This window comes from Pseudomonas viciae (genome assembly GCF_004786035.1).
GTDB classification, from domain to species: domain Bacteria; phylum Pseudomonadota; class Gammaproteobacteria; order Pseudomonadales; family Pseudomonadaceae; genus Aquipseudomonas; species Aquipseudomonas viciae.
This window is the reverse complement of sequence record NZ_CP035088.1, coordinates 4,331,816-4,350,623: the sequence shown is the minus strand read 5'-3', so window position 1 is coordinate 4,350,623 and position 18,808 is coordinate 4,331,816. Positions and strand designations below refer to the sequence as shown.

Here is an 18,808-nt window from a genome sequence, read left to right as displayed (position 1 = left end):
GGCGAACCTGCGTATTTATCTACGCAGGAGCCTTGGGAGCTGGGTTGGAGCTAAACTGATTTTTTTGCTTTTAGTGTAAAACTTTCGCTATTCCACCATTTTTCCAAATCGCCAATTGACTTATTTTTGCCGTCAACAATGTATTTGCCAATGGAGCTAACTTCAGCTTCGGTGGACTTGCAATAGTAATTAAAGCTTAGTTTTTCTTTGTGGGTTTCTATTGCGTTGATTCTGGCGGAAGGATAGCAGGCTGTATCCACCAAGTTTGTGACACCGTTGGTGTTGCACCAAAAAATTATATTTTCCATGGAGGTAACTATGTCGCCGTTATCGTTAAGCATTCCAGATTTTTTAGAGTCTCCATGGCCTACTAACCATACAGTTGGTGCTCTATATTTTTGCGCTTGAGTTATATCTTCTTGTTCCCATATTTCCCAGTAATTCTTTTCCTTTAAAATTTGTGCTAAATCGTTGCAGTTTGCACGTAATGTTTCGCAATATAAAAATATGGAGTGATTTGTTTTGGCGTCTTTTAGTTCTTCGGGCATTGGCACAATAACTCTCCCTGTTTATGGAAACCCCTGTGTATGAGGCAGTAAAGCACAAGATAGGGATATGCGGCACCCCACTGAGCCTATCTAGGTTTTTCGCGAACTCTTCAAGCTGTCGCGACCACTTTCCATCACTATGATTTTCGGTCGCGACTGCACGCGAACCGAGAGGCCCGCATGTAAGCGCTGCCACCTCGTTGCCCGAATAGACCGCACCATAGGATTTCCACGCTGGGATCCTCGTTGGTTGGTGCGATTCGAGTTTGTGGGCTATTGGTTGATGGCCCGGCATGAGGCCGAATCAAGGAGAAGCAGATGGCTAATGATTTCACGAAAGGTCGCTACAACGTTTTCGCGGGGCGCGGGCCACTAGGTGAGCTGATCGGTCGCATTGATGAAGACGAATATGTTCGAAGTCGGTCTGGTGAGTTGCTCTACCGTATCGACGATGATCAGGTTTTCGAAGCCGGACCGAACGCCAGATACATTGGCAGTATTTTCGAAACTGAAGGTGGTCGAGCCATGGTTGTGGACTCGGCCCATGTGGCGCATCTAACAATTGTCCCGGAGTGAAGTCAGGCCTGACCCAATCAGGCGCCGACCTCCGTGACCGGTGGCAGCAGTGGTTATGGTTTCTTGGGTGTGGCAAAGTGATGGCTACGAAAAATCACTACGCAAGGAGCGCCTCAATGCGGCAACTGCTGGTTCCAACGATTGCCCTTCTGATCTCAGGCTGCTCAGGACCTGGCGTCGTGCCCATGGGGCGCGACACTTACATGATCGCGAAGGAAGGTAGCTTTACTACCTTCAGTGGCGGGGCCGTAAAGGCGGAGCTATATCAGCAGGCAAATGGTTTCTGCGAGGGTAAGGGCAAGCAGCTGATGCCGCTCAAAGATTCATCCATAGACAAAGGTTACGGGCGCCATGCGAATGCCGAGGTGCAGTTCCGTTGTCTTGACGCCAACGATCCGGAGTTGCGTCGTCCGACCATGGAAGCCGAGCCCAGCATGAAGATTAAATTTGAATAAAAGCCCTCCGTGACCGGTGGTGGCAATTTGGTTTTGGTTGGGGTATTGCGGGTGACCGGCATGGAGCCGGATTAAGGAGATTGGTTTGGCAAAGAAGCTAGAGTTTTGGGGGGCATTGGTCACCACTTTGTACCTGGTGATTATTGCCATCATTGTCGCTTACAAATTCGATGATTTCTTATGCCTCAAGCTTAATGAGCTGGGAGACTTTCTTGCAGGAGCCTTTGGGCCCGTTGCATTTCTATGGTTGGTTCTTGGCTTCTTGCAACAAGGCAGAGAGCTGAAATTAAGTACTGATGCATTGAGGCTGCAAGCAGAGGAACTCAGGGCTTCCGTAGAACAACAGACGAAGATGGTTGAGTCTCAGAAAATAACCTTAGATAACCACGAGCGCTCACTTGACCCATTGCTAGTTCTGCAAGCTATACCGGGGACGCACGATGAAGAGGGTGATTTTCATTTTCAGTTCAAGGTAATCAATAAGGGTGCCTACTGCGAGGATGTGACGATAAGTATCTCGTCAGATGAGTTTAGCTTTAGCCTGAAGGCGGAGCCGCTTTATGATGATGCATATACAACGTTTTCAGTTGCTGATGGATGGAGCGATAAAGTAAATGTTGTAATCACATACGTACGCGTAAGTGGGAATGCTGGAGTCCAGAAATTCCAGCTTACTAAAGTTGGGCATGAGGATGAAACCTGGTATACGATTTCGAAGCTCAGATCGGGGGGGGCATAATGAAAAATCTCTTGCGGTGATCAGGATTACTTTGGCTTTTTGGATGACGCTATCTAATTTTCGCTGTCGTCTTGGGCGTTCATCTGAAGCGATTCGGCGAATCCTGCTTGCCGTAATTTGCGCGCCACGTTTTCGGATATCTCAATAAAGTGGCGCTTAATTGTGAATAGCGGTGCGGACTTCTCGGTGCCCAGTGCGTGGGCATGTGCGATCAATCGCCAAATGGTCGTCCGATCCTTCGTCTCGCCCAGTTCGGCGGTGAGCGCTGCCAGTCGGTCACGCATTCCCTGTCGGAAGTAGTGACGGATGATATCGGACGGACCTTTGACCTTCAGCGGCGCCGGCGGCAGATCCTCGGCGCGTCCATTCAGCACCAGCAGTTGCACCGCCTCGCTGACTTCCTCGATCTCATGCCAGAGCATCAGCTCGTCGAGCATCTGCCTGGTGCCGTACGGGACCGTGTGTCGCAATTCCTGTTCGCCCAGTTCCTGCCGTTTCTCGGCAAGCTTGGCTGTGCGTTCCTTCTGTTCGGCAGCCATGGCCTACCTCTTCTATTCCGCTGGCCGGCAGCGCCAGCCAGGTCTGTCGTTTGCGTTGTTGGGTGCGGGCTATGCGGCGCATGAAGTACAGCCGCGCCGCGCTTTGGGATAGTCGATGCCGTGCTCGGCGAGAATTCGCTCGAAAGTCTTGTTGGCGATCCCGAGTCGGCCGCAGGCCTGTCGCCGGGTGATGCCGAGCTCGAGGAAGGCGCGGATCCGCTCGGCAAACTTCGCGTCGCGCTCCTCTAAATGCTTGTTTCGGCCTTCTCCGCCAGAGCGCAACCGAGCCGGCCGCTTGAAGGTCAGGTCGTGGTCCTTGGCGATTCCGTAGAGCGTGCGGCGGCTTATGCCAAGGGCGTCGACGATCTCGGCCTGTGTGTGAGTCGGCGCCATCTCGCGAATTTTTTCGATCTGCTTCATCCGCGCCTGGTGGCGAAGGTCTTGGGCGGACATTGGTGGGGGTGGTGCCGGAGGGCGTCGGCGAACAAACGGCTTTGGCGCCGGCGGCATCTGGTTGCTGTAGCTGATCGGCTTTGGCTTGTAGCCGATAGGCTCGGCCTCCTCGATATTCCCGCCGGCGGCGAGGTATTGCTCGGCCTGCGCCGCCAGCTTTTCGCGTTCAGGCCGAAGGGCTTCGACCATGCTTAGGTGGTTGCTGATCATGGGGGCCTCACTTGATTCGGATCGAGCTGTCGCCGCGCTCAAGGTGCGCCCAGGCCGGCTCTTCGATCAGTTCATGTTCTGCGTCTTCGCCGGCGTCGATGCGCTTGCGGACTGCCTCGTTGTGCTCACGGATCTCCTTGAGCTTGGCGGCGATGGCGTTTTTGTCCGGTGCGATGCTGGTTTTCACAGCAGTCAGCTCGTCCGGAACCGCGTCTTCGTTGTCGACGATGACCTTCTCTTTTCCCTGGGCCAGGGTGATGGTGAACAGCGGTCGCTTGATCGACTTGAGGCCGGCAGCCTCCATGTTCCGACGAAGGTAGTCGCTGATCTGCGACACGCTGTTGGTCTTGATGCGTTTGAGCTCGGCCAGGCGCTCGATTTCGTTTTCGATGGCCGTGACATCACTTTCGATGTTCCGGCGCAGCATGACGATGTTGTCGGCCTTCACCTCGAACTCGCCTTGGATCTCATCCATTGCGTGCTGCAAGGCCTCTTTCAGGCCCTCATCATCCGTGTCGGCCATGGCCTGGAGTTCAGCCAGCTTGCCGGTGAGCGCGTAGAGCTGGGTCATGCTGCGTTCTCCTTGCCTGGCTCCAGGACGGCTTTGCGCTATTCAAAAGCGCGAGTGATAGGGGCGATGAAAGTCGGCTCGTTGCTGCGGGTCGCTTCGCGGATGTACTTGACGTTCAGCATCTTCAGTTCGTGGCTGGTTACGGCCTTGCCGATCGTCTCGATCGCTGAGTTGAGCCAGTCAGGGCGTTCCTGTTTCTGGCGCAGGATCTCGGCGTCTTTGTCCACAGCCTGCTCAATGGCCTGTTCTTCCTTCAGCTGCTCGACATAGGTTTCATCGTCGAACAATCCCAGGAACACGTCTGCGCTGAAGCCAAGCATCGACAAGGCCTTCTTGATGGCGTCAGACCGGTGCAGACTCATAACGCCTACGTGCGCTGCCTGGTGATTTTCAGGAGGCGCTTGCAGTAGTGGTTGAACTCTTCGACTGAGATGGCGCCGCCTTCCATCATTTTGGTGATCATGTGCAGCACGACTTTGCTGGATCCTGGAGGACTCTCCGGGGGCTCCAGGCTTTCCAGTGCCTGGTCGATGAGGATGTGAGGGCTCACAGTTCTGCGTCCTCTGCCTGAGCGGTCAAGGCCTCATCGACCAAGGTCTCAAGTAGGGTCTGTGCGATTTCGACGAGCTTGCCGAGGGGGGCGCTGGGGCCTAGGAGTTCGGCCATGGCGTTCCTGGCGGCCCGGCCATCTGCCGATAGCGGCAGCCAGCCCAGGGCAGGGGTGTTGACCTTGCAGTCCGCCAGCCGGTTGTTCACGTGCTCATCCACGGCCAAGGCAAGGGCGGCCACGGTGACACCCTGAGGCTGACGCATACGGCGCTGGACCTTCATATCCACACCCCGCAACAGATCCTCAGTCGCGTTGTACGGCCACTCAGCCCGCGCAACCTCCCAAGGGCTTTCGCTCACCGTCGAAGGCTACTGGCCGTCGTGCATGGCCTGACAAATCTTCAGTGCTGCGTTCATTGTTGCCTCCAGGGGACGGTGTCGATCCAACAAATTCCGGATGCACACGATCCTTGCGCTGGTTGCCGTTGGGCGCGGAGGGGAGTTCATTCGGGTGGCTAGGATTGCCGAGTAATGAGTTCGAACGTTGAGTAACGTCAAAATTTGATGGTACAAAGACGAGTGAGGTAGCAAGCGGCCTATTTCACGTTCAAAAATGAGCATTTAGTGACTTCGAGGTGAGCAAGTGATTTACGAGACACTTACTGAGGAAGATCAAGAGGAAGCACTGAAGGAACTTATCGAGGCGGGACTGGACGGTGCAGCTGGTGGGATCGCAAAACTGGTCTTGGCAGAAGGACTCGACTCACTTACAAAAAAACAGCTGAGCGTGTTTAAAAACCATGTTGATCCATCATTGATGGAAGGCTGCTACAACCAACAATGCAGCAATCAGACGTTGGCGGGACGTCAATATTGCGATTCCTGTGCTATCAGGTTTGGATAAAACTTCGCGCAAAACCTACGCTACAGACCACGGGCTACCGTTCGCATAAGCACAAGAAATGGCGTTATTTGGCATCCGATGATGGCATTAAATTTCTTTATTATCAGCAGGTTATGTTTATATAGTTCCCGGCATGGGGTGCTAGGGGTCGAGTGTTCGAATCACTCCGTCCCGACCATATAATTCAAAGGGTCGCGAGATTTTATCTCGCGACCCTTTTTTGTTTTTGGTCGTTTTTACCCTACAAAACGACTGGCTCTGGGTGGAATCTTCAGCTAATACCAAGGCCATGGCGCAAAAAGACAACCTCGCTGTGTCTTGGTCGCTCCAACAGAAGGGGGCGCCCTAAAGAGCCTTTTCCGGCGCCGGTTGGTCATTGGGGTGGGCGATGATTGTTTTGAGCTCTGTGCTCATGGGGAATTTGAGATTCAAGCCTCTGGGAGGGATGGGCTGAGTAAACCATTTATCGTAGATGGCGTTGATTTCGCCCGAGGCGAAAAGTGACTTGATCGAGTCATCCACGATCTTTTTGAGATCAGGATCCCCCCGACGCATTGTGCAGCCATAGATTTCGTTGGATTGCGGGGTGCCGGTCACCACCCAATCTTCCGGTTTTTTTGCCTTGGCCATCTCGCCCGCCAGCAATGCGTCGTCCTGCATAAACGCAATGGCGCGGCCGGATTCGAGCATTTGATAAGACTCGCCAATGTCTTTGGCAGAGATGACGTTCATGTTCATCTTTTTCTCGGCATTCATGACCTTGAGCATTCGCTCGGCCGTGCTGCCAGCAGTCGTCACTACGTTCTTGCCTTGGAGATCCTGGAAATCTTTGTAAACCGAATCCTTCCTGACCAACAGGCGGGTGCTGGCTTCAAAAATACCGATCGAAAAGTCGACCTGCCGGGCTCTCTCGGCGGTATTGGTTGTGGAGCCGCACTCCAGATCCACAGTGCCGTTTTGCACCAGCGGGATTCGTGTCTGTGATGTCACCAGGTTGTATCGTACGTTCAGCTTGGGCATACCGAGTTCTTGCTTGATCGCCTCGACAATCTTTAATTGAATGTCATGGGAGTAGCCCATCGGCTGACCGGATCCGTCGGCAATGTAAGAGAAAGGAATGGACGAGTCTCGGTGGCCCAGGGTGATGGTCCCCGAGGTCTTGATTTTCTCGAGCGTGCCGGTGGGTTCGGCAGCCATGAGTGGGGTACTGCTTAAGGCCACAGTCAGGGTAATACCCAGGATTGCAGGAAAGGTACGCATCAAAAAACTCCTCATAAGGGTGAGGCGAGTTTTTTCGGACTCGCTCATCTTTGGCTCGGCGAGAGGTCTCGCGAGGCTTGGCGACTTGATTGTTGTTAGTAACGGTCCAGCCAGACGGTCTGCGCATTACAGAATTCGCGCACACCGAAATGCGACAGCTCACGGCCAAACCCGCTTTTCTTTACGCCGCCGAAAGTGACGCGTGGGTCGGTTGCGCAATAGCCGTTGATAAACACGCCTCCGGTTTCCAGTTCGCCGGCCAGCTTCTGGGCCAGTTCGACATTGCGTGTGTAGAGGGTCGAGGCGAGCCCGAATTCACTGTCATTGGCCAGTTCCAGTGCATGTACGGTGTCCCGCGCAGTGATGATCGATGCCACGGGTCCAAACAATTCCTGTTTGAATGAGGTCATCTGGTCGGTGACATCTCCGAACACCGTAGGCTCGTAGAAGTTGCCAGGCCCTTCAGCCTTTCTGCCGCCCAACAACAAGGTCGCGCCTTCTTCCAGGGTGTCCCGGACCTGACGATCCAGTTCATCGCGCAGATCAAAGCGGGCCATGGGTCCGATGTAAGTGTCTGTGGCCAGTGGATCGCCCATGACCAACTTGCGGGTAGATTCGACAAACTTGCGGGTAAACTCCTCGACAACGCCTTGCTCGACAATCAGGCGTTTGGCCGCCGCGCAGACTTGTCCGGTGTTTTGGTAGCGGCCAATCACAGCGGCTTTGACGGCTTCGTCCAGGTCGGCGTCGTTGAGCACAATGAATGGATCTGAGCCACCCAGTTCCAACACGCACTTCTTCAAGGCTGCACCCGCCTGAGCGCCAATAGCCATGCCAGCTCGAACACTGCCAGTGAGCGTCACTGCGGCGATACGAGGATCTGCTATCGCAGTGGAGACGCCGTCGGGCGTGACATTGATGACTTCGAACACACCTTCTGCAAAGCCGCCACGCTTGAACGCGTCTTGCAGCAGATAGGCGCATCCCATCACGTTCGGCGCATGTTTGAGGACGTAGGTATTGCCGGCAATCAACGCCGGAACGGCGCCGCGAAGCACCTGCCAGATGGGGAAGTTCCACGGCATCACTGCGAGAATCGGGCCCAGTGGACGATATTCAATTCGTGCCTTGCCGCCCTCAACCTGCGTGGGTTCGGCGGCCAACATGGCGGGGCCGTGTTCGGCGTACCACTCGCAAAGCTGTGCACATTTTTCAATTTCACCGCGCGCCTGCATGGTGGGCTTGCCCATCTCCAGGGTGATCATGTTCGCCATTGTTACAGCGTTGTCGCGTAGTGCCTGAGCCAAAGCGATCAACGACTGCGAGCGATCTTCTACGGGTTTTCGTCGCCAGACCGAGAACCCGGCAGTGGCACGCGACAGTGCCGCCTCCAGTGCCGACTCGGATTCGAATGGGTAGTGGCCGATCTGTTCGCCATTGGCGGGGTTGATCGAAATGGCATGGGTAAGGCTGGAAACATTAGTCATGACACCGTCCTGCGAGGTGGGAATGAATGCGCAGCGTCGAAGCAAACTGCCGCTGCCGAGTCAGGTAGCGCGTGCCAGAATGGAGCGCGCTCGACCGATGACCGGTGCGTCGACCATTTGCCCATCCAGCACGAAGACGCCGCCACCTGAGCTGGCGGCTTCGATAATGCGTTGCGCCCAGCGCAATTCTTCAGGGCTTGGTTTTAACGCCTGATGGATGATTGCCACCTGGCTCGGATGGATGCACAACGCGCCACCAAACCCCATGTCGCGGGCAAACTGAACGGTGCTGTGCAGGCCGACGGTGTCCTGTATGGAAGGGAACACGCCATCCAGCGCCGGAGCGAGGCCAGCCACTCGAGTTGCGAGCAGTACTGCGTATCGAGCGTGACTCAGGATCTCTTCGGCGGCATGGCTGCCGGTGGTCAAGTTCAGGTCCAAGCCAAGATCAAGGCTTCCGAATGACAGGCGCTCAACGCCCTGGGCCTGGGCAATCGCTTGGAGTTCGGCCAGGCCCTTGGCGCTTTCGATGATGGGCCAGATCGGCTTTTGGGTATTGGCAGCCGTGAGGACGTGCTCCGCGCTTTCTGCTTTGGGCAGCAAAACGCCGATCACGCCGGTGTGTCGTCGACAGAGCTCCAGATCTGCTACGTGAGCCCAGTGGTCCGGGGCATTCACTCGCACCAGAATCGGGGCGTCCGGATGGTCACTCAAGAAACGCTCCAGGTTATCCCTGGCCTGTTCCTTGAGGTTTTCCTGCACGGCATCTTCCAGATCAACAATGACCCGGTCCGCACCGGTAGCGATGGCTTTGGGTATGCGCTCTGGACGAGTGGCCGGCACAAACAGGGCGGAGCGAACAATGGACGTATTCATGGCGTTTCTCCTGCGCTGAACTCGACTTCGCCGATCTGCGCTGTACCGTCCTGATTGCCTGCCCAGAGCTGTGCCTTGCCGCTATCTATCAGACGTCCGCCGACTTCAAAAGGGTGAGGAGAAATCAAAGGCCGGACGCCACGGAAGGTGAAGCGCATCAAGCGCGCGTTCGGGTGCGCTTTGGTAAAGGCACGCAGATTCAGGGTGGCGATCAAAGGACCATGCACCACCAATCCCGGGTAACCTTCGGTCTCGGTGACGTATGGCCAGTCATAGTGAATACGATGGCCATTGAAGGTGACGGCGGAGTAGCGGAACAGTAGGGTCGCGGAGGGCTCGATCCGTGCCTGCCATTGGCCTTCAGGGAGTGCTTCGGTGCCGCTCAGTTTGGGCGCAGTGGGCTCCCGATAGACGATGTCTTGCTCATCTTGAAGAACGCGTTTGCCGTCCTGGAAATACTCATGGCGTACCGTGACAAACAACAAGGACCCCGTGCGACCGTGCTTCTCTTCGACGTTGAGAATGGTTGATACACAGGTCACGTCAGCCTCCACCTTCAATGGCTGGTAAAACTCAAGTCGACTACCCGCCCACATACGATTGCGGTTATGGGCCGGCGGCAAAAAGCCCCCAAGCGCTGGGTGGCCATCCGGTCCCAGTTCGCAGGCGTCCACCGGCTCCTGAAAAAATGCCCAGTGCCACAGGGGCGGCAGTGGCTCTCCAGGTTGTGGTGCCGGCTCGCCCAACGTCGCGGCAATGCGTCTGACCAGAGTGAAACTGATCCGGTCCTGGCTTTCCTGACGTCGTCCAATCCAGGCGGAAAAATCGGAACTGCTGTTCATGTCGTTCGCTCCAATCGGTCAGTGATCAGGCCAGGGCGGCCATTTCTGGAATCACTTCAAAAAGATCCGCCACTAGCCCGTAATCAGCCACCTGGAAGATCGGCGCCTCTTCGTCCTTGTTGATCGCAACGATCACTTTGGAGTCTTTCATGCCGGCCAGGTGCTGGATCGCGCCGGAGATACCGACGGCGATGTACAGCTGTGGCGCAACGATCTTGCCGGTCTGACCGACCTGCATGTCGTTGGGTACGAAACCTGCGTCGACTGCCGCGCGGGAAGCGCCGACAGCAGCGCCCAGCTTGTCGGCCAGGGCGTACAGGTGCTTGAAGTTGTCGCCGTTCTGCATGCCGCGACCGCCGGAAACGACGATCTTGGCAGCGGTCAGTTCAGGACGATCGGACTTGGCCAGTTCTTCGTTGACGAAGCTGGAGATGCCGGCGTCGTGGGCAGCGCCTACGGCTTCAACGGCAGCCGAACCACCTTCGGCGGCAACCGGGTCGAAACCGGTGGCGCGAACGGTGATGACCTTGACCGCAGCGTTCGATTGCACGGTGGCAATGGCGTTGCCCGCGTAGATCGGACGCTTGAAGGTGTCGGCGCTTTCCACCGAGATGATCTCGGAGATCTGGTCGACGTCCAGCGCAGCGGCAACGCGTGGCAGGATATTCTTGCCGTTGGACGTGGCGGCAGCCAGGATGTGGCTGTAGCCCTTGCCCAGCTCGACTACCAGCGGAGCAACGTTTTCCGGCAGTTGGTGCGCGTAGGCAGCGTTGTCGGCCGCCAGCACTTTAGCCACGCCAGCGATTTTCGCGGCGGCTTCAGCCACGGCGCCAATGCCCTGGCCAGCAACCAGGACGTGAATGTCAGCGCCGATTTTGGCAGCGGCAGCCACGGTGTTCAGCGTGGCCGGAGCCAGCACCTTGTTATCGTGTTCGGCGATTACCAAGATAGTCATGTCAGATTACCTTCGCTTCGTTTTTCAGTTTCTCGACCAGTTCAGCCACCGACTTGACCTTGATGCCCGCGCTGCGTGCAGCTGGCGCTTCGACTTTCACGGTCTTGTTGGTGGAGGCGGTGGAAACGCCCAAAGCGTCCGGAGTCAGCACTTCAAGCGGCTTCTTCTTGGCTTTCATGATGTTTGGCAGGGACGCATAGCGCGGCTCGTTCAAACGCAGGTCGGTGGTGACGATGGCCGGCAGTTTCAGGGAAACCGTCTGCGCGCCGCCGTCGATTTCGCGGGTCACGGCAACGCTGTCGCCGGACACTTCAACTTTGGACGCGAACGTGCCCTGACCGTAGCCGCTCAATGCCGCGAGCATCTGGCCGGTCTGGTTGTTGTCGCTGTCGATGGCTTGTTTGCCGAGGATCACCAGCGATGGCTGTTCCTTGTCGACAACGGCCTTGAGCAGCTTGGCCACGGCCAGGGAAGTCAGGTCTTCGGCGGATTCGACGAGGATGGCGCGGTCGGCACCCAGTGCCAGCGCAGTACGCAGTTGTTCCTGGGCGGTGGTCGGGCCGATGGAGACGACGACGATCTCAGTCGCCACGCCTTTTTCTTTCAGGCGTACGGCTTCTTCTACGGCGATTTCGCAGAAAGGGTTCATCGACATCTTGACGTTGGCGAGGTCGACGCCGGAGTTGTCCGCCTTGACGCGAACCTTGACGTTATAGTCGACCACACGTTTCACAGCTACCAGGACTTTCATTGGGCAGTGTCCTCTTAAAAACTTTGATCGTTGCGGGCAGGCTTTTAGTTTTCAGATCAAGCCTAAATCGCTCCGGCTGCGCGCATTTTTTCAATACGATCCGTGCCTAGCCCCAGTTCCCTGAGCACCTGTTCGGTGTGCTGGCCAAGGCCCGGTACGGCATCCATACGAGGCTCGAACGCGCTATTGCTGCCTGGAGGTATCAAACTTGGAACCGTGCCGGCAGTGGTTTCGACTTCCCGCCAGCGATCACGTGCCTGAAGTTGCGGATGGTCCCAAACACCTTGCATGTCATTGACCCGAGCATTAGCAATTTGCGCCTGCTCCAACCGATCAAACACGGCATCGAAATTGAGTGTGGAGAACGACTCAACGATGAGTGCCCGCAGCGCTTGACGGTTTTCGACGCGCTTGTAGTTGGCAGAGAAGCGTTCGTCTTGCGCCAGTTCAGGCGTCAGCAGCACCTTGTCGCAAAACAGCTGCCACTCTCGTTCGTTCTGCAAACCCAGCATGACTGTCGTGCCATCACCGATGGGGAAGGGACCATAGGGGTAAATCGTGGCGTGCGCGGCGCCGGCGCGAGGGGGCGGGGGAGAGCCGTTGTAGGCGTAGTACATCGGGTAGTTCATCCACTCGACCAGGCTTTCCAGCATGGACACATCAAGGTGGCTACCTTCGCCAGTGCGTCCACGCAACAGCACGGCCGACAGAATTCCGGTGTAGGCGTACATGCCGGCCGCGATGTCAGCAATCGAGCAACCTGCCTTGGCCATTTCTTCTTCACCCGGTCCGCCGGTGACCGACAGGAAACCGCCTTCGCTCTGGATCAACAGGTCATAGGCTTTTTTCTTTTCATAGGGGCCGCCTGCGCCGTAGCCTGAAATGTCACAAACGATCAGGCGCGGAAACCGCTGATGCAAAGCCTCAAATGAAAGTCCCATTCGTGCTGCGGCACCCGGCGCCAGGTTCTGCACCAGGACATCGGCAGTGGCCAGCAAACTGTCTAGCACCTCTGTGGCCGAATCTTGTTTCAGATCGAGGGTCAGGCTCTCTTTCGAGCGATTGGTCCAGACGAAGTGCGAGGCGAGACCATTGACGCGTTGGTCGTAAGCCCTGGCGAAGTCACCCGTGCCGGGGCGTTCGACCTTGATGACACGCGCACCAAGGTCGGCCAATTGTCGGGTGCAGAAGGGCGCTGCAATGGCATGCTCAAGGCTGACGACAGTAATGCCATCGAGCGGACGGATGCCTTTGGGTTGGCTCATGATTATTATCTCTCTTGTCATGGCTCCCCAGTCGCGCCTGCTTAAGCAAACGCACTGGGCTTTACGCTGATCCTTTAGAAGGAGCGCGGCAGTTCGAGCAGGTGTTCGGCAACGTACGACAGGATCAGGTTGGTGGAGATGGGCGCCACCTGATACAGACGGGTTTCACGGAATTTGCGCTCGACGTCGTACTCGCAGGCAAAACCAAAACCGCCGTGGGTCTGCAAGCAAGCATTCGCGGCTTCCCAAGAGGCTTTCGCCGCCAGGTACTTGGCCATGTTGGCGCTGGCCCCGGCATTGATGCCGCTGTCGTATTCCTCGCAGGCACGCCAGCGCATCAGGTCAGCCGCTTCGATTTCAATGTGTGCTTCAGCGATGGGGAACTGCACGCCTTGGTTCTGCCCGATAGGGCGTCCGAACACGACGCGATCACGTGCATAGGCGCTGGCTTTTTCGATAAACCAGCGTCCGTCGCCAATGCATTCGGCGGCGATCAGTGTGCGCTCGGCGTTCAGGCCATCCAGAATGTAGCGGAAACCTTTGCCTTCCTCGCCGATGAGGCTGTCGGCAGGAATTTCGAGGTTGTCGAAGAACAACTCGTTGGTTTCGTGGTTGACCATGTTGGCGATCGGCTGCACGGTCATGCCGTTACCGATAGCCTCGCGCAGGTCTACCAGGAAGATCGACATGCCCTCGGACTTCTTCTTCACCTCGGCCAACGGCGTGGTGCGCGCCAGCAGGATCATCAGGTCGGAATGCTGAACCCGTGAGATCCACACCTTCTGCCCGTTGATCACGTACTTGTCACCGCGTTTGATCGCTGTGGTCTTGATCTTGGTGGTGTCGGTGCCAGTGGTGGGTTCGGTGACGCCCATCGATTGCAGGCGCAATTCGCCGCTGGCCAGTTTCGGCAGGTAGTAGCTTTTCTGCGCCTCGCTGCCGTGTCGTAGCAGGGTAAACATGTTGTACATCTGCCCGTGGACGGTGCCGGAGTTGCCACCGCAGCGATTCACTTCTTCCAGGATCACCGAGGCCTCGGCCAGCCCGAGGCCGGAGCCGCCGTACTCGACAGGAATCATCGCCGCCAGCCAGCCGGCATCGGTCAGGGCCTTGACGAAGGTTTCCGGGAAACCTTTTTCTTCGTCGACTTTACGCCAGTAAGCCGCATCGAATTCAGCGCAAAGTGCGCGCACGCCCTCGCGAATGGCATTGAGTTCGTCGCAGTTGCGGTCAGTCATTATTGTTCTCCTCAACGCGTCACGCACGACAGTTGCCCTGCGTGACCGGGTACGGGCATAGAGTGGTCAGATCGGGTTGAAACCCAGGGCGGCACGAAAGCGATTTTTGATGTAGTGACCATCGCGCGGTGGCAGCACCCGTGGCGGGTTTTCCGCCTTGATTTTGATCGTCGCGAGCTTGACGCCATCGCGAGTTGTAAAGCGCTCGCGCAAGTTATGTACGCCTTCCATGTCACGGATTTCATCGGTCCAGCTGAAGCCGCAAGTTTTCGCGACCTGGTCCAGGGAAATTCCAAACCCCGCATGGCTGACCTGCATACCGGTCTCGCCAAAGTGACCGTTATCCAACACCGCAATAGTCAGGTTGGCGGGTTTTTGAAGTGCGACGGTGGCCAGGGCGCCGAAGCCCATGAGCAATTCGCCGTCACCGGTGACCACCACCACCGATTTGTCTGGCTGCGCATTCGCCAGGCCCAGGCCCACAGTGATCGCGCTGCCCATGGCGGCCCAGAGGTAATAATTCAGATCGTTGTCACCGGCGGCCATGACGTCGTAGGACGCCGAACCGAGGCCGGTCACGACCAGCACGTCTTTGCGGTCGGCCAGCAAGGCCTTGACCACTTCGCGGCGGCACAGAGTGTGGTTTGCGCTTACTTGACCCATTTCTTTTCTCCAATCAGGCGCTGGCCGAGCAGCAGGGCAGTGGACGAATCACCGTTGAAGGCCATGGTCGCGGCACCGTGCAGCAGCGGGGCGACGTCTTCTGGAACGTCTGCGCGCCAGGTCATGACCTTCATCAGGTTCAGGGAGGCTTCTGTGGCCTGCCCCATCGGGTTCTGCCACGCGTTGAATTCGGCCCAGTCGCCGCGCATGGTGACCACCATCAACAGCGGGAAGCCGGCACAGACTTGAAGTGCCAGGGTGTTGATGCAGTTACCGACGCCGCTGGACTGCATCAGGAGAGCTCCGCGCTCTCCGCCAAGCCATGCGCCGGCGAGATAGCCGATGCCTTCTTCCTCGGTGGTGAGGACAACGGCCTTGATGTCCGGGTCTGCATACGACATACGGATCGCCGCCGAGTGGCCTGCATCCGGTACGAAGACCACGTGTTTGACGTCGTGGGCCTTGAGCACGTGGAACACGTCCTCCTGCCAATCCTGTCCCACGGTGTGTTCAGCTTCTGTTGACATGCCAATCTCCCAAGCAGTGCTGCTTTTGTGTTTTCACCCATTCTGGGAGGGATGGAGGAGAAGGACGACTACCGTTTTTGTCTTTGAGATATGCCCGTTTTGTATAGCTGGAAGGTGAATGCGTGGCCTGCCGGGTAATAGCGATAGCCACGCATTATGGGAAGGGAAATGATTAACGTAGCGAGGTGAAGCAGAGCGTACGGATCGCCTCGCAAGCCCGGCGCAATGAAGCTCATCCAGTGCATGCTCAATGAGTCAATGATTTGCCTTCACCAGAAAGTTTCAGTCACGTCCAGCTCCCTGTTGATGGTGGGGGGCAGTTGAGCGTGGTGCCTTCAACGCAGGTAGCATCCGCTACACAGGGATGAAAAAAAGGGCCCAGGAATCATCAGGGGCCCTTTAACTAACCGCAGTAATCGTCAGTGTTTCAAATCCTCGCAGCGTGCGATTTAGTCCAACCCCTCAATCCGGTTCGCTCTTCAATCTCACCGGAACCGCTGATGTAACCATAGCGCGACAGGTTCGGCATCAGCATGGCGGCTATGAAAGTGATGGTCACTACAGCCGCGACATAGAAGAAAAAATACGCCTCTATGCCTTGTGACCGCAGCGACAGGGCGACGTATTCCGCAGTGCCGCCGAATGCCGCATTGCCTACCGCATACGGAAAGCCCACGCCTAACGCACGTACCGCAGGAGGGAAAAGCTCAGCTTTGACGATCCCGGCAATCGGGGTGTACAGCGATGCGATTGCCAGGCCGCCAAATACCAGCAGGAAGGCGGTAAATGGACTGCTGACGGATTGCAGCGAATAGAGCAGGGGGATCACCAACAACATGGCGAACCCGGAAAACAACAACATGTGGGTCTTGATTCCGATACGGTCGGCGAGCAGACCAAAGAGCGGCTGGCAGAACATAAAGCCGACCAGTGCCGCCGTCATGATGAAACTCACCGTTTCCGGACTGAACCCCGCAGAGATCACCAGAAATTTCTGCATATAGGTGGTGAAGGTGTAGAAGTAGAGCGAACCGCCAATGGTGAACGCCACGACCAGTGCAACGGCACGTTTGTGTTTGAACATGCCGCGCAGAGAGCCGGCATCTTTGCGGTTCATGTCTTTTTTAGTGGCGGTTTCATGCATAGCGCGCCGCAGATACACGACCACGATGGAACTCAATGCGCCGATAAAGAACGGAACTCTCCAACCCCATTCGCGCAACTCCTCGCCGGTGAGGGTTTGTTGAAGAATGACCACGGTCATCAGCGCCAGGAGTTGGCCCGCGATGATGGTGAAGTACTGGAACGACCCATAGAAACAGCGTCGACCCGGCGTCGCGATTTCACTGATGTAGGTGGCACCTGTACCGTACTCTGCGCCTACGGACAGGCCCTGAATCAGTCTGGCGACGACGAGCAAGACTGGCGCAGCCACACCTATCGTTTCATAGGTGGGCATGACGGCGATCAATAACGAACCGGCGCACATCATGAACACCGAAATGATCATTGAGACCTTGCGGCCACGGGTGTCGGCAATCCAGCCGAAAATCCAGCCACCGAGAGGGCGCATGAAAAAACCGACGGCAAAAACGCCGGCTGTAGCGAGCAGTTGGCTCGTAGTGTCACCTTTGGGAAAAAACGAAGCCGCAAAGTAGATGGCGGTGTAGGCGTAGATGAAAAAATCGTACCACTCCACCAGATTGCCCGAGCAGGCACCCATGATGGCTCTGACGCGATTCGGACTTTTCATCTGATCGGACTTTTCAGTGCGGAGTGTTGAGTCGCTGGTTGATGCAGACATGTTGTTCACCCTTTTTTCAAGGCGAGACGATACGAGGCCCACGCTGATGCGTGTCCGACGTTGCTAGCTCGATGGGTTGATATGCTTAACGCAGTTGCAGTGATCCTTTGACGACCAAGGCACATGAAGAGGGGGGATGTATATGAGAGGTCCGCTGCTCGCTGACGGTATCAGACGGGTCGGTCAGGTAACGAGAAATGTAGTCAATCATGGCGTAAGCCCTCGAATCTTATTCTTGTAGTCAGTCGATCGCTCTTGGCGTCGACGTTGATTGCACGCTACCGCAGAGTGACGAGGGTAATAAGCCGTCAGCCAGGTCTAACTGATATACCGAAATTCTATAGCTTGGCTTGCAGCCCCGGCTGGCTAGGGTATACCGCCGCTCGTAAGCCGCGACTTCCCATGCGACCCGGCTTCTGCGGCATTCCAAGGGGTGTTAATGCGTTTACACTGATTCTACCTTCGACGCATTTCGCGCCGAGCCCGACTTTGACTGGCCTGGTAATGGATGTCGTTCAACTCAAGACCCTAATTCATGTGGCCGAGCTTGGCAGTCTCAGCAAGGCCTCCGACCGGCTTCACATCGCACAACCGGCACTGAGCAGGCAAATTCGTCTGTTGGAAAAAGAACTCGGGGCCTACCTTTTTGATCGGCATGGTCGAGGTATGGAGATTACTGATGCCGGCCGTGAAGTTTTGGCGCATGCCACCCGAATCATGGAAGAGATGGAGTCCATTCGAAGTTCGGTCGTGGGCGGGAAGTCTTCTTTTCGGGGCACGGTGGTGATCGGTACGACACCGACGGTTGCGGAAATTGTCACCGTTCCGCTGGTGCGAAAAATCAAGGAAGAGCATCCGAATCTCGCCATCAGGTTCTCCTCCGCCTTTAGCGGTTACCTGCTGGATTGGGTTCAGCGTGGCGAATTGGAGCTGGCGATTTCTTACGATCCCCAACCCTTGCATACGCTGCGTATCGTGCCGGTGATGATGGAAAACCTGCTACTGGTGGGGCCCGCCAGCGCCAATCTGCGCCTGGATGCGCCGGTGTCATTCGAGTCTTTGGCCCAGCAGCAATTGGTGTTGCCCAGCGCCCGCCACAGTCTTCGCGTGATTTTGGATAATTGTGCGCGGGAAGTTGGCATCAAGCTCAAAACCAGCGTTGAAGCTGACTCCTTCGGCGCGATGATTGATCTGGTTCGCAATGGCTTCGGTTTGACAGCTTTGCCACTGGCATCGATTTATACGCAGATTGAATCGGGAGTGCTCAGTGCTGCACCTTTGGTCGACCCTATTCCCATGCGTAAATTGGTCCAGGTATTTCCCGCAGACAGGCGAGTCAGCCTCGCCGCAAAATTTGTTGGAGATGCGTTCATCGAAATTGCCGCCGATCTAGTAGGTCGCAAAATCTGGGCGGGGCACATGCTTTGAACAGCATCAATCCTCGACCATGAACCTATGAAGAACATTTTTTGGCTTTTTGCTCATGGATCTCTCCAGTCAGGCACCGCCCTCCGTGACCGGATGCGACAGGTGGCGTGGTGATATTTAACAGTGCTGCTATTGTAGTTTGATGCTTGCAGAAACCGAGCGATCAAT

At 56.4% G+C, this 18,808-nt stretch carries 23 protein-coding genes; 5 read left to right on the top strand and 18 right to left on the bottom strand.

Annotation, left to right across the window (positions count from 1 at the left end; translation table 11 throughout):
• Positions 1-50: 50 nt before the first annotated feature.
• Entirely contained in the window at positions 51-554 is a 504-nt protein-coding gene (locus tag EPZ47_RS18820) for a hypothetical protein (protein ID WP_135846188.1), read from the bottom strand.
• Positions 555-866: 312 nt separating this feature from the next.
• On the opposite strand from EPZ47_RS18820, the gene EPZ47_RS18815 reads away from it, so the two are divergent.
• From EPZ47_RS18815 to EPZ47_RS18805, 3 genes are all read left to right on the top strand, one after another.
• Positions 867-1,124 (top strand): hypothetical protein, encoded by a 258-nt coding sequence (locus EPZ47_RS18815; protein WP_135846187.1) that lies wholly within the window; start codon positions 867-869, stop codon positions 1,122-1,124.
• A gap of 116 nt (positions 1,125-1,240) precedes the next feature.
• Entirely contained in the window at positions 1,241-1,579 is a 339-nt protein-coding gene (locus EPZ47_RS18810; RefSeq protein WP_135846186.1) for a hypothetical protein, read from the top strand.
• A gap of 85 nt (positions 1,580-1,664) precedes the next feature.
• Positions 1,665-2,318, top strand: coding sequence for a hypothetical protein (locus EPZ47_RS18805; protein ID WP_135846185.1), 654 nt, complete (start codon positions 1,665-1,667; stop codon positions 2,316-2,318).
• A gap of 53 nt (positions 2,319-2,371) precedes the next feature.
• Here the strand turns inward: EPZ47_RS18805 and EPZ47_RS18800 are convergent, their stop codons facing one another.
• The 6 genes from EPZ47_RS18800 to EPZ47_RS30475 form a co-directional block, all read right to left on the bottom strand.
• Positions 2,372-2,857, bottom strand: a complete 486-nt coding sequence (locus tag EPZ47_RS18800) for a hypothetical protein (protein WP_135846184.1) — start codon at positions 2,855-2,857, stop codon at positions 2,372-2,374.
• Between the two features lie 69 nt (positions 2,858-2,926).
• Entirely contained in the window at positions 2,927-3,520 is a 594-nt protein-coding gene (locus EPZ47_RS18795) for a hypothetical protein (protein WP_135846183.1), read from the bottom strand.
• A 7-nt stretch (positions 3,521-3,527) separates the two neighbouring features.
• Complete coding sequence (locus tag EPZ47_RS18790) at positions 3,528-4,091, bottom strand: siphovirus Gp157 family protein (protein WP_135846182.1); 564 nt, start codon at positions 4,089-4,091, stop codon at positions 3,528-3,530.
• 38 nt (positions 4,092-4,129) lie between these two features.
• Positions 4,130-4,453, bottom strand: a complete 324-nt coding sequence (locus EPZ47_RS18785) for a hypothetical protein (protein ID WP_420825041.1) — start codon at positions 4,451-4,453, stop codon at positions 4,130-4,132.
• 5 nt (positions 4,454-4,458) lie between these two features.
• Positions 4,459-4,641 (bottom strand): hypothetical protein, encoded by a 183-nt coding sequence (locus tag EPZ47_RS18780; RefSeq protein WP_135846181.1) that lies wholly within the window; start codon positions 4,639-4,641, stop codon positions 4,459-4,461.
• Positions 4,638-4,904: a hypothetical protein gene (locus EPZ47_RS30475; protein ID WP_238346658.1), complete on the bottom strand. Its 267-nt coding sequence runs from the start codon at positions 4,902-4,904 to the stop codon at positions 4,638-4,640. Before EPZ47_RS30475 ends, EPZ47_RS18780 begins: the two co-directional genes overlap by 4 nt.
• 379 nt (positions 4,905-5,283) lie before the next feature.
• On the opposite strand from EPZ47_RS30475, the gene EPZ47_RS18770 reads away from it, so the two are divergent.
• Entirely contained in the window at positions 5,284-5,544 is a 261-nt protein-coding gene (locus tag EPZ47_RS18770; RefSeq protein ID WP_135846180.1) for a hypothetical protein, read from the top strand.
• A gap of 345 nt (positions 5,545-5,889) precedes the next feature.
• On the opposite strand, the gene EPZ47_RS18765 is transcribed toward EPZ47_RS18770, so the two are convergent.
• From EPZ47_RS18765 to EPZ47_RS18715, 11 genes are all read right to left on the bottom strand, one after another.
• Complete coding sequence (locus EPZ47_RS18765; protein ID WP_135846179.1) at positions 5,890-6,804, bottom strand: transporter substrate-binding domain-containing protein; 915 nt, start codon at positions 6,802-6,804, stop codon at positions 5,890-5,892.
• A 95-nt stretch (positions 6,805-6,899) separates the two neighbouring features.
• Positions 6,900-8,291, bottom strand: a complete 1,392-nt coding sequence (locus tag EPZ47_RS18760; protein ID WP_135846178.1) for an aldehyde dehydrogenase family protein — start codon at positions 8,289-8,291, stop codon at positions 6,900-6,902.
• Between the two features lie 60 nt (positions 8,292-8,351).
• Positions 8,352-9,167, bottom strand: a complete 816-nt coding sequence (locus tag EPZ47_RS18755) for an HpcH/HpaI aldolase/citrate lyase family protein (protein ID WP_135846177.1) — start codon at positions 9,165-9,167, stop codon at positions 8,352-8,354.
• Complete coding sequence (locus tag EPZ47_RS18750) at positions 9,164-10,009, bottom strand: HTD2 family dehydratase (RefSeq protein ID WP_135846176.1); 846 nt, start codon at positions 10,007-10,009, stop codon at positions 9,164-9,166. The genes EPZ47_RS18755 and EPZ47_RS18750 overlap by 4 nt, the downstream gene beginning before the upstream one ends.
• Before the next feature lie 25 nt (positions 10,010-10,034).
• Positions 10,035-10,964 (bottom strand): electron transfer flavoprotein subunit alpha/FixB family protein, encoded by a 930-nt coding sequence (locus tag EPZ47_RS18745; RefSeq protein WP_135846175.1) that lies wholly within the window; start codon positions 10,962-10,964, stop codon positions 10,035-10,037.
• A gap of 1 nt (position 10,965) precedes the next feature.
• Positions 10,966-11,715, bottom strand: a complete 750-nt coding sequence (locus EPZ47_RS18740) for an electron transfer flavoprotein subunit beta/FixA family protein (protein ID WP_003179445.1) — start codon at positions 11,713-11,715, stop codon at positions 10,966-10,968.
• Between the two features lie 62 nt (positions 11,716-11,777).
• Positions 11,778-12,980 (bottom strand): CaiB/BaiF CoA transferase family protein, encoded by a 1,203-nt coding sequence (locus tag EPZ47_RS18735; RefSeq protein WP_178084268.1) that lies wholly within the window; start codon positions 12,978-12,980, stop codon positions 11,778-11,780.
• Between the two features lie 74 nt (positions 12,981-13,054).
• Positions 13,055-14,218, bottom strand: coding sequence for an acyl-CoA dehydrogenase family protein (locus EPZ47_RS18730; protein WP_135846173.1), 1,164 nt, complete (start codon positions 14,216-14,218; stop codon positions 13,055-13,057).
• Between the two features lie 66 nt (positions 14,219-14,284).
• Positions 14,285-14,881 carry a thiamine pyrophosphate-dependent enzyme gene (locus EPZ47_RS18725; RefSeq protein WP_056854421.1) on the bottom strand — a complete coding sequence of 199 codons (597 nt, stop codon included), beginning with the start codon at positions 14,879-14,881 and terminating at the stop codon, positions 14,285-14,287.
• Complete coding sequence (locus EPZ47_RS18720) at positions 14,869-15,408, bottom strand: thiamine pyrophosphate-binding protein (RefSeq protein ID WP_135846172.1); 540 nt, start codon at positions 15,406-15,408, stop codon at positions 14,869-14,871. Before EPZ47_RS18720 ends, EPZ47_RS18725 begins: the two co-directional genes overlap by 13 nt.
• Positions 15,409-15,835: 427 nt before the next feature.
• Positions 15,836-17,212: an MFS family transporter gene (locus tag EPZ47_RS18715; RefSeq protein WP_135846171.1), complete on the bottom strand. Its 1,377-nt coding sequence runs from the start codon at positions 17,210-17,212 to the stop codon at positions 15,836-15,838.
• Between the two features lie 504 nt (positions 17,213-17,716).
• On the opposite strand from EPZ47_RS18715, the gene EPZ47_RS18710 reads away from it, so the two are divergent.
• Positions 17,717-18,640, top strand: coding sequence for a LysR family transcriptional regulator (locus tag EPZ47_RS18710; RefSeq protein ID WP_135846170.1), 924 nt, complete (start codon positions 17,717-17,719; stop codon positions 18,638-18,640).
• Positions 18,641-18,808: the final 168 nt, after the last annotated feature.